Source organism: Mesorhizobium sp. M4A.F.Ca.ET.050.02.1.1 (assembly GCF_003997725.1).
Taxonomy (GTDB): Bacteria; Pseudomonadota; Alphaproteobacteria; order Rhizobiales; family Rhizobiaceae; genus Mesorhizobium.
In genome coordinates, this window is the sequence record NZ_RZSG01000166.1 from 1 (window position 1) to 9,713 (window position 9,713).

The window sequence follows — 9,713 nt, forward strand, 5'->3', positions numbered from 1 at the left end:
CGACTACAATCCCTGCCACGGCAACGCGCCGCAACTGATCGAGGCGGTCAAGCGCGGCGTCATGCTCTCGGGCGCGCTGCCGATGGTGTTCCCGACCATCTCCATCCACGAATCCTTCGCCCATCCGACCTCGATGGTGCTGCGCAATCTGATGGCGATGGACACCGAGGAGATGATCCGCGCGCAGCCGATGGACGCGGTGGTCGTCATCGGCGGCTGCGACAAGACCTTGCCGGCGCAGATCATGGGCGCGATCAGCGCCGACCTGCCGACGGTCGTGGTGCCGGTCGGCTCGATGGTCGTCGGCCACCACAAGGGCGAGACGCTGGGCGCCTGCACCGACTGCCGGCGCCTGTGGTCGAGCCACCGCGCCGGCGACATCGATGCCGTCGAGATCGACCTCGTCAACGGCAGGCTGGCGCCTTCGGTCGGCACCTGCATGGTCATGGGCACCGCCAGCACCATGGCGATCATTGCCGAGGTGATGGGTTTCTCGCTGCCGTTCGCCGCGTCCATCCCGGCGCCCCATGCCGAGCGGGTCCGCTCGGCGGAAGCCTCGGGCCGCGTCGCCGCCGCGCTTGCCGTCCCCGGCGCGCCGCTGCCCGGCGCCATCGTCACGCCGGCATCGATCCGCAACGCCATGGTCGTCATGCAGTCGATCGGCGGCTCGACCAACGGCATCATCCATCTCGCCGCGATCGCCGGCCGGGCCGGGCATCCGGTCGATCTCGCCGAGTTCGACAGGATCGGCCGCGAGGTGCCGGTGCTGGTCGACCTGAAGCCGTCGGGCGAACACTATATGGAACATTTCCACCAGGCCGGCGGCGTGCCGAGGCTGCTGGCCGAACTCTCCGGTGTCCTCGACCTGACGACGCCGGTGGTCGACGGCGGCACGCTCGGCGACCGCGTCATGAAGCCCGAGGACATGCATGCGCAGGACGTCATCCGGCCGCTCGGCCGGCCGGTGACGGGGCAGGGCGCCATGGCCGTGCTGTCGGGCAATCTCTGTCCGCGCGGTGCGGTGATCAAGCATTCCGCAGCCTCGCCGGCGCTGATGCGGCACACCGGGCGTGCCGTCGTCTTCGAATCCGTCGCCGACCTTGCCATGCGCATCGACGATCCGGCGCTCGACGTCAGCGCCGAGGACGTGCTGGTGCTGCGCAATGCCGGGCCGCGCGGCGCGCCCGGCATGCCGGAAGCCGGCTATATCCCGATCCCGAAGAAGCTGGCCGCGCTCGGCGTCAAGGACATGGTGCGCCTGTCGGACGCCAGGATGAGCGGCACCGCCTTCGGCACGGTGGTGCTGCATGTCTCGCCGGAGGCTGCCGCGGGCGGTCCGCTCGCTCTGGTGAGGAGCGGCGACATGATCCGCCTCGATGTGCCGGCGCGCTGCATCGACATGCTGGTCGACGACGCCGAACTGGCGCGCCGGGCGGCGATTGCCCGCCCGGCGGTGGAGCGGCCGGCGCGAGGATATGCCCGGCTCTACTACGACCATGTGCTGCAGGCCGACCAGGGCTGCGACTTCGATTTCCTGACCGCTTCCGGGGCCGCCGATAAGGAGGAGGCGCAATGAGCGCGGCGCACTTCCCGGCGGAAACGGCGCCCCCGGCGGTGCCTGCCGCCGCTGGCGCCGGCGCGACGCACGGCGTTGCGCCTGCCCGAGGGCAGCTGCGACGCGCATGCCCATGTCTTCGCCTCGGCCTGTCCGCTCGACCCGGCGCGCGGCTACACGCCGGCCATGGTCACGGTCCAGGACTACCGCCGGGTCATGGATGCCTATGGCATCGATCGCGCCGTGCTGGTGCAACCCAGCGTCTACGGTTTCGACAACAGCGCGCTGCTGTCGGCGCCTGCGGCCCTGCCCGGCACGTTGCGCGGCGTCGACGAAGCCTATCGCTGGCGGCGCCCCACCTGACCCGGCGGTAACTGTTTCTTGTCTGGTTTTGTGCACACTGTCTCCAACAGGGCGGACAAAAATCGGGCATGGCGGACGACAAGACACGCAAGGGGGAGTTCTGGGCGCTGGCGCTGGAACGTGCTCATCTCGGCGTCTGGGACTGGAACGTCGCGAGCGGCGATTGCTACTACTCGCCGACCTGGTTGAAGATGCTCGGCTACGCCGAGGGCGAGCTTGCCGCCACGGCGGATCTCTGGCTGACGCTCACCCATCCCGACGACCGCGAGCGGGCACTGGCCAGCGGCGAGCGCCACATCGCCGGCCTGACGGAGTCCATCGAGACGGAGCTGCGCCTCAGGCACAAGGATGGCCACTGGGTCTGGGTGCTCGACCGCGGCGGCATCGTCGAGCGCGACGCCGAGGGCCGGGCGCTGCGGCTGATGGGCGTGCAGACCGACATCACCCGGCGAAAACAGGCCGAGGCGGCACTCGATGAGGTCAATGTGCGCTTCCGCCTGGCGCTCGCCGCCAGCGGCACCGGTATCTGGCACTATGACATCGCCACCAACAAGAGCTTCTGGGATGCCCGCAGCCGGGAGATCTTCGGCCTGGTCAGCGATACCGACGAGGTTTCGGCCGGCCTCTGGCACACCTATCTGCATCCCGACGACAAGGAAGCCACCGAGCGGGCGCACCTGCCGCCGCCCGGCTCCGACGCCGTAACCGCCTCGCAATATCGCATCATCAGGCGCGACGGCGAGATCCGCCATCTGGAATCGCTGGTCCGCTTCATTGCCTGCGCCGGTGGCGCCGGCCAGATCCTCGGCACCGTGCGCGACATCACCGAGGACAAGAAGCGCTCGCAGGAACTCACCTACGCCGCCAACCACGACGCCCTGACCGGCCTGCTCAACCGCGCCGCCTTCGACCGGCTGCTGGCTGACCACATCGCCACGCAGCGCCGGCTGCCGCTCGCCGTCTTCTATGTCGACCTCGACTACTTCAAGGCGCTGAACGACTTCGCCGGCCATGCCGCCGGCGACCTCGCGCTGAAAAGCATCGCCGCCGGCATCCTCGCCAGCCTGCCGTCCTCGGCGCACGCGGCGCGGCTTGGCGGCGACGAATTCGCGCTGCTGGTGCCGAACTGCGGTCAGGCCGAGGCCGAGCGCCTTGCCGACGCCGTCCTTGCCGCCGTGCGCAATGCCGAGCTGGCGGCGACGACGCGAAAGCTCGCGGCCAGCATCGGCATCGCCTTTGTCAGCGACAGTGACACCAGGGTCGCCGATGCGCTGGCCTGCGCCGACGATGCCTGCTACGCGGCCAAGGCCGCCGGGCGCAACCGTTTTGCGGTGTTCTCGGTGGAGACGGCCTCCGGTTCCGGCGGCCTCAATGCCGCGCGGCTCGCCGCCGACCTGGTCGATGCCATGGAGGACGGCAGGCTGAAACTGTTCGGCCAGCAGATCCACCGGCTCGGCCGGCCCTGGCGCGACAGCCGCCAGGTCGAGGTGCTGGCGCGGCTTTCTGCCCGCAACGGCAAGATGATCCCGCCCGGCGAGTTCATCTCCGTGGCGGAGCGCTTCGGCATCGCCGCCAGGCTCGACCGCTGGATCGTCAGGGCGGCGCTGGAACTGCACGGGGCGGCGATGCGCTCGGGCGCCATCTCGCTTGACTTCAACCTGTCGGCGCAGACGCTGAGCGACCCGCAGCTGTGGGAGTTCGTCGACACCGTCATCGCCGAGACCGGCGCGCCGCCCGCCGGCATCGGCTTCGAGATCACCGAGACCGCGGCCGTCACCAATTTCGATGCCGCCGAGGCGTTCGTGCGCAAGGCGCGGGAACGGCGCTGTCGTGTCAGCCTCGACGATTTCGGCGCCGGCATGAGCTCGTTCGAATATCTGCGGCGCTTTCCCGTCGACGCCATCAAGATCGACGGCTCCTTCGTCGAGCACATCGCCGAGAGCCGCTTCGACCGCGAGATCGTCTCGGCGATATCCGGCATCGCCAGGAGCCTCGGCTGCGGCGTGGTGGCCGAAAAGATCGAGCAGCGGGTGGCGCTGGATATCCTGAGTGACATGGGCGTCGCCTACGGCCAGGGCTATCTGCTGCACCGGCCCGAGCCGCTGGAGGCGATCGTCGCCAGGGCGGTCGGCGAGGTTGACTTGCCGGCCAGGCGCGTCGGTTGAGCCGATCGACCTAGGAAATTCTTAATCGACATCAGGTTATCGCTTTGCCGAACCGACTTGTTGCGCTCAAGGCATGATGTCTTGGCTCGAATGTCCGGCGCGGCCCTCCATGACGAGCGGGCCGGCCCGCGAGACCGGCAATGTCTTCACTCTCCGCACTGAGCAACGCCGCCCTGCTGATCCTGCAGCAGCAACGCCCGCAACATGCGGCGGAGGACAGCCTCGCCGAGAGTGCCAATGGCGTCTCCAGCCTCGCCGGCTCGGGCTCGCCCCTGAAACAGGCGCAGGCCAAGATCTCCGGGACCATGTTCAGCGTGAACAGCCTCAACATCACGGCCATCAAGGTCCGGCTGATGGAGCGCGTCGGCAAGGAGTTCGGCGTTGACCATGGCGACTACGCTTCGCTGTTGTCCTACGGCACGGCCGTCAAGAACGCGGTCGAGGCGTTGAAACAGAGATCTGCTTCCGAGATCATCGCGATCGAGAAGAAGCTGGGGTTGGACCAACTCGGCGTTTCGCTCGATACGTTCGTCAATGCGATCATCGATCCGATCGGCAGTGACAGCGACAGGCTTGACGCGGCCCTGAAGCAGCTGACGGGCGACGACGTCAAGTCGAAAGCCGCCGGCCCGATCCAGCCGGACGAGATCGGGCTTTACGGCCGCTGACCGCCGCAAGCGGCAGGCCCGGGTCGGCTCCCGTCGGGTCGTTACGAAAATAAGCAGCTGCTAAAATTGCTTATACTCATTTAAGCGCGCCGTAATCCGGCCGGACAATGATCCGCCTTCGACAATGGCGGTCCACGTGCCGGATGGAGACGACGATGAAGGCTGTTCCTTTGCTGCTGGCGGCTTCGGTCAGCCTGTTCGGCAGTCTCGCAACGCAGCAGTGCCTTGCGGGCGAGGTCTCGGACCATGGCGGCGAGGTGGCGGCGACGCTGCCCGACGATGACGACCAGGGCGCCACCGCCGGCGATGAGCGCGACCATGATGTGGCCGAAAATGACGAAGGTGATCATGAAGGCGACGGGTCGACAGTGGCGAGCATGACGGCGACCAGGGCAGGGGCGAGGGTGATCACGAAAGCGGCGATCACGAGGGCGCGAGCAGCGGCGACCATGATGGCGGAGACAGTGGCGGCGGTGGCGGCGAGGGCGGCGGCGAAGGTGGCGATGGCGGTGGCGAAGGCGAAGGCGGTGACGACTGAGCCGCCGCGCTGACACCGTGATCTCCCCCGCGCGGGGGGAGATCGGCAGCTCCGACGCCGGCACCCATCCTAGCCTATCAAATGCCGCAGCATCCCCGCCGAAGCCACGCCGATCACCACGGTCGGCAGCATCGACAGCCTCGTCGCCGCGAGCACGGTGATGGCGAGCGCCGCCAGGTCGGCCGGATTTTTGGAGACGAAGTCCGGCGCGATGACCGAGATCAGCACGCAGCCGGGCGCGGCTTCCATCACCGCCGTGGCGCGGCGGCCAAGCGTTCGGTTGCGCAGCACGACATAGCCGCCGACCCTGGTCAGATAAGTGACGCTGGCCATCAGCACGATGGCCAGCACGTTTGCTGGATCGATCATGCTTCGTCTCCCGAAAACAGCCAGGCCGAGACCAGCCCGGAGAGCGCGCCGGCCGCCACATACCAGGCGCCGGGAACGATGAGGTAGGTCAAGGCGGCCACCACCAGGCTGACCAGCCACGGCCGCGCCGCGGCAAAACCCGTCCACATGCCGCGCATCAGCACCAGGAACACGGCCGGGAAGGCCATGGCGAAGCCGTAATCCTCGACATTGCCGAGCACTGGGCCGAGTGCCGCGCCGGCGGTGGTGAACACCGCCCAGGCGAGGTAGAAGGGCAGGGCGGCGCCGGCATAATAGGGCAGGCTGAAGGCCGGGTTCAGACCGGCCGCGGCGCGTTGCCTCGCATCCGCCAGCCCCAGCGCCCAGCTCTCGTCGCACATCACGAACAGCGCGGGAAACACCTTGCGCCGCGGCAGGTGGCTGAGGAACGGTGCAAGCGCGGCCCCCATCAGGAAATGGCGGCTGTTGACCAGCAGGGTGATGGCAGCGATCAGCAGGATGTGCGGCGGCGAGGTCCAGAGCTGGATCGCCGCGAACTCGGAGCCGCCGGCGAAGTTCATGCCGGTCATCAGCGGAACCTCGACGACGCTGAGGCCCTTCTGCGCGGCCTGTGCGCCGAGCACCAGCGCATAGGGAATGATGCCGAGCAGCACCGGCGTCGACGCGGCCACGCCACGCCGGAATTCGGACGGCCGACGGTAGGGCGCCTCGTCCAGGGTCAGGCTTGCTTGCGAGATGCTCATGGGTCTCCTTTGGGCGAACGAGGTCGGGCGCGCCTTGCGGCCGCCTGCGTCCGAACCATTCGCTGTCGATGACTTATCTGCCGGTAAGCATAGGCGAAATGCCAAGCAATTTGGTTGCGAAGATTCGCCATTTCTGAGAGAAATTGGCATTGGATATCGAAATCAGAAAGAAAGATGGAATCCTGAGCCATGAAGCTGGATGAGATCGACAAGCGCATCCTGCGCGCCCTGCAGCGCGACGGGCGCATGGCCAACAACGATCTGGCGCGGGAAATCGGCCTGTCGCCGTCGCCATGCCTGAGAAGGGTCAAGCTTCTGGAAGAGGCCGGCGTCATCGACCGCTACGTTGCCGTGCTCAACCCGGCCAAGGTCGGCCGCGGCCACACCTTCTTCACCCGCATCTGGCTGAAGCAGCAGGACGAGGACACGATCGAGCATTTCGCCGCCGAGGCGGCCAAGCTGCCCGAGGTGATGGAGTGCTATCTGATGCTCGGCGACTGCGACGCCATGGTGCGCGTGGTGGCCGCCGGCATCGACGAATACCGCCGCTTCCAGTCGGAGCATCTGAGCCGCATCAAGGGCGTGCAGAACGTCAAGACCGAGGTTCCCAGCCAGACCATCAAGCAGACCTCGGAGATGCCGCTTTAGTGCTTTCCCCCTTCTCCCCTGTGGGAGAAGGTGGCCGAGCGAAGCTCGGTCGGATGAGGGGTGTTGGACGGAACGCGAGGTTGGCGACGTAAGCGACTAAAACTCCTTCGTTGTTAGCCGCCGGAGTTTCTTCCAGCACCCCTCATCCGTCTCGGCGCTGCGCGCCGATCCACCTTCTCCCACAAGGGGAGAAGGAAGAGGCCCGCCTCACTCAATGATGCGTGTGGCTCTTGCGGGTCGCCGCCGCCTTCTTCGCCGAGGCCGACCGGCTGGCCGCGGACCGTGAGGCCGAGGCCTTGCCGCCCATCCTGCCGCCCTTGTGCGCGGCCGGGTTGCCGGTGTGCTTGCCGCGCCCCGAGCCGCCTTCCTTCTTGCCGCCGCCATCGTCCTTGTTGACGGTCGCCCAGGCGCGGCGCTCGGCCTCCTTCTCGGACACGCCGCGGTGCTCGTATCCTTCGGCGATATGATCCGCCTTGCGCTCCTGCTTGTCGGTGTATTTCGACTTGTCTCCGCGTGGCATTTTTCTTCTCCATTCGCAGTTGGTCAAAGGGAACGGCTGGCGCTGTGCCTCGCGGCGGTCGCCCCTGTCCCGCCACGTCTGCTCGGCGACTCACCTGTTCGAAGCCGGTTGAGCGCGCGCAGGCCGCTTTCATATTTCGCGGTCGAGACACCGGCTTCGCGCGCTTGCCAGAGATTGTCGTTCAAGTCGGCGCGCTTGACCGGCAGGGCAAGCCGGTTCGAGGCGGCGCGGCACAGAAACCCGTACTCTGTTTCGTCAAGCCTTCGCGTCAGGGCATCGACGGCGGCGACGACAGGTGGGCCGAAGCCCGCCGTCCGTAGCCTGCCGAAGGTCCAGCCTTCGCCCTTTTCGACGACGTCATGCAGATAGGCAACTATCTTCTGATCGAGCGTCTCGACCTGATCAGCGACGCGCCGGCAATGCTCGATATAGGGGCGGCCGGTCTTGTCGGTTTGAGACCGATGCGCCTCTTCCGCGATCCTGGCCGCGCGGTACAGCATGCTCATTTTCGTGTTTCCTTGCATTGCTTGATCTCGCCCGATCTCAGCCCTCGGCCTTCATCGTGCGCGCGATTTTCAGAAGCTGTTCACGGTCGTGGCCGTGCTCGCGGATGAGTTCCCGAGCCTGTTTCGGAGAGAGGTCGGTATTCTCCGCCAGGAACCGCACCAGTGGGTCGTCGCCGCCTTTGGTGGGTAACCCGGCCGTCGCCTCGGGAGCATGGCCCGCGCCGGGCCGCCGCGGAACGGCGCCAGTGTCGCGAGTGTCCTTGTTCATTGCGTGCTCCTTCCTGTTAGGAGGAGAACCCTTCGCGAAGCGTCAGGTTCCCGAACTTTGCCCGCGCCGGCTTATTGCAACGAGGCCCGGCAGGTCGACCGAGCCGGCAAGCAACGCTGAACCGCCGTATCGCTTCCGGAAAGGCTATTCGTTGTTCTCCGCCTTCCGGGCGGCAGCCTCCTTCTTGCGCCGCAGCACCTCGTCGGTGCCGACGATCTCCTTGGCGCCGCCGGAAATGGCGGTTGAGACCACGGCCGGCGGATCGCTGGCTGGAAAACTGTCTTCCAAGCCGGCATCCAACTGCTCGTCGAGCGTGTCCGGATTTTCGGAACGGCCCTGCGTGCGGCGGCCGGCGATCTCCTCAAGATCGCTTTTGGAGTCGGGGTGGTCGCGGACATTCTTCATCGTCGAAACCACCAGTTCGATCGCGAACTCCTTCATCGCCTCGGCCTGCGGCGCGGCGACGGCGGCGTCCTCGACAAGGCGGATGAGTGACTTCTCCACCTCCGCCAGTTCCTTCGCTCCCTGGCAACGGGCCAGGCGCTGCGCCAGCGAATTGAGGAGGGCAGGGGCGAAGGTCGAATAGGCACTCATGCGGGTTTCATCGACATGTTCGGGATGAAGGCTATGCAGCGACATCGGTTCCTCCGGCAAGACTGTCCTGCAGGTCCTGGACAGCCAGGCCATTGGCCGCCAACCCGCAGGGATGTCCTAATGGAACTGAGGGAAACGGAACTGGTTCCATGGAGGCATTGCGCTCGGCCATCGCGGCTGCACAGACCTCGGCCAGCCGGATCGCCAACCCTTCGAGAATGGGGCATCGCCGGCGCAAGGTCAGCGGGGGGCAACTCGAGGCCAAGGGAATCCGGAAAGTTGGACTGAAGTCTGACCGAACTGCGCAGAGGGCCGATGTCCGGTCTGCTCTATCATTTGTTGTAGTGCTGCGGCCCTCAGCCGACCTATGCTCTATCATCGGCGGTAATTGACAAGGGCATCGCCGACAGTAAGCGAAAAGCGCGCTTCCGCCCCAGCACGCGGGAGGAGCGATGTTCAAAACCAGCGGCGTTGCTTACCCGGAGGATATGGCCCTCCTGCAGAGGGTCTATGATCGCAGCTGCCAGGACCTCGATATTTTGCCGGGCACCCGCGAAGCGAATACTTTGGCCGCGCAGATAATGGATATTTTCGCCAGCGGCGTATCGGACGAGGAGTCCCTTCTTCAACTTCTCAAGCGCGAATTCTGATGGTCATTCGTCTTCCTTGAAAACCTGCAGCGAGGCTGCGCCCGAGCTGGGCGACCTGAGCTGGGGCATTCCGCAGCGTAACCGCTCCGCCATATCCGCCCTCTTTACAGCCATTGAGTCATATAG

13 protein-coding genes are annotated in these 9,713 nt (G+C 66.5%); 7 read left to right on the forward strand and 6 right to left on the reverse strand.

Annotated features, from left to right (window positions below; all coding sequences use genetic code 11):
- The 5 genes from EOA33_RS13715 to EOA33_RS39020 form a co-directional block, all read left to right on the forward strand.
- Positions 1 to 1,576, forward strand: a 1,576-nt coding sequence (locus tag EOA33_RS13715; protein WP_127405849.1) for a dihydroxy-acid dehydratase, incomplete at its 5' end; no start/stop codon positions are given.
- A gap of 75 nt (positions 1,577 to 1,651) precedes the next feature.
- Positions 1,652 to 1,918, forward strand: coding sequence for an amidohydrolase family protein (locus tag EOA33_RS13720; RefSeq protein ID WP_127405850.1), 267 nt, complete (start codon positions 1,652 to 1,654; stop codon positions 1,916 to 1,918).
- 68 nt (positions 1,919 to 1,986) lie between these two features.
- Positions 1,987 to 4,083 (forward strand): EAL domain-containing protein, encoded by a 2,097-nt coding sequence (locus EOA33_RS13725; RefSeq protein ID WP_126055244.1) that lies wholly within the window; start codon positions 1,987 to 1,989, stop codon positions 4,081 to 4,083.
- 140 nt (positions 4,084 to 4,223) lie between these two features.
- A complete protein-coding gene (locus EOA33_RS13730; RefSeq protein WP_127405851.1) occupies positions 4,224 to 4,751 on the forward strand; it encodes a hypothetical protein in 528 nt (175 codons plus the stop codon).
- Positions 4,752 to 4,906: 155 nt separating this feature from the next.
- Positions 4,907 to 5,302 (forward strand): hypothetical protein, encoded by a 396-nt coding sequence (locus tag EOA33_RS39020; protein ID WP_190234269.1) that lies wholly within the window; start codon positions 4,907 to 4,909, stop codon positions 5,300 to 5,302.
- 56 nt (positions 5,303 to 5,358) lie between these two features.
- Here the strand turns inward: EOA33_RS39020 and EOA33_RS13745 are convergent, their stop codons facing one another.
- Positions 5,359 to 5,658, reverse strand: a complete 300-nt coding sequence (locus EOA33_RS13745; protein WP_127405854.1) for an AzlD family protein — start codon at positions 5,656 to 5,658, stop codon at positions 5,359 to 5,361.
- The gene (locus EOA33_RS13750; RefSeq protein ID WP_127405855.1) at positions 5,655 to 6,401 is read right to left on the reverse strand and encodes an AzlC family ABC transporter permease; all 747 of its coding nucleotides are present in this window, start codon (positions 6,399 to 6,401) and stop codon (positions 5,655 to 5,657) included. Before EOA33_RS13750 ends, EOA33_RS13745 begins: the two co-directional genes overlap by 4 nt.
- A 189-nt stretch (positions 6,402 to 6,590) precedes the next feature.
- On the opposite strand from EOA33_RS13750, the gene EOA33_RS13755 reads away from it, so the two are divergent.
- Positions 6,591 to 7,049: an Lrp/AsnC family transcriptional regulator gene (locus tag EOA33_RS13755; RefSeq protein WP_126055239.1), complete on the forward strand. Its 459-nt coding sequence runs from the start codon at positions 6,591 to 6,593 to the stop codon at positions 7,047 to 7,049.
- A gap of 211 nt (positions 7,050 to 7,260) precedes the next feature.
- Here the strand turns inward: EOA33_RS13755 and EOA33_RS13760 are convergent, their stop codons facing one another.
- The 4 genes from EOA33_RS13760 to EOA33_RS13775 all read right to left on the reverse strand — a co-directional run bounded on the left by EOA33_RS13760 (position 7,261) and on the right by EOA33_RS13775 (position 8,982).
- Positions 7,261 to 7,569 carry a plasmid stabilization protein gene (locus tag EOA33_RS13760; protein WP_127405856.1) on the reverse strand — a complete coding sequence of 103 codons (309 nt, stop codon included), beginning with the start codon at positions 7,567 to 7,569 and terminating at the stop codon, positions 7,261 to 7,263.
- A gap of 23 nt (positions 7,570 to 7,592) precedes the next feature.
- On the reverse strand, positions 7,593 to 8,075 hold the full coding sequence (locus EOA33_RS13765; protein WP_127405857.1) for an HD domain-containing protein: 483 nt from the start codon (positions 8,073 to 8,075) through the stop codon (positions 7,593 to 7,595).
- Positions 8,076 to 8,112: 37 nt separating this feature from the next.
- Positions 8,113 to 8,343, reverse strand: coding sequence for a hypothetical protein (locus tag EOA33_RS13770; RefSeq protein WP_126055236.1), 231 nt, complete (start codon positions 8,341 to 8,343; stop codon positions 8,113 to 8,115).
- A gap of 144 nt (positions 8,344 to 8,487) precedes the next feature.
- On the reverse strand, positions 8,488 to 8,982 hold the full coding sequence (locus tag EOA33_RS13775) for a hypothetical protein (protein WP_127405858.1): 495 nt from the start codon (positions 8,980 to 8,982) through the stop codon (positions 8,488 to 8,490).
- A gap of 407 nt (positions 8,983 to 9,389) precedes the next feature.
- Between EOA33_RS13775 and EOA33_RS13780 the strand changes: the two genes are divergently transcribed.
- Positions 9,390 to 9,587: a hypothetical protein gene (locus tag EOA33_RS13780; protein ID WP_126055234.1), complete on the forward strand. Its 198-nt coding sequence runs from the start codon at positions 9,390 to 9,392 to the stop codon at positions 9,585 to 9,587.
- The last annotated feature ends 126 nt before the right edge of the window (positions 9,588 to 9,713 follow it).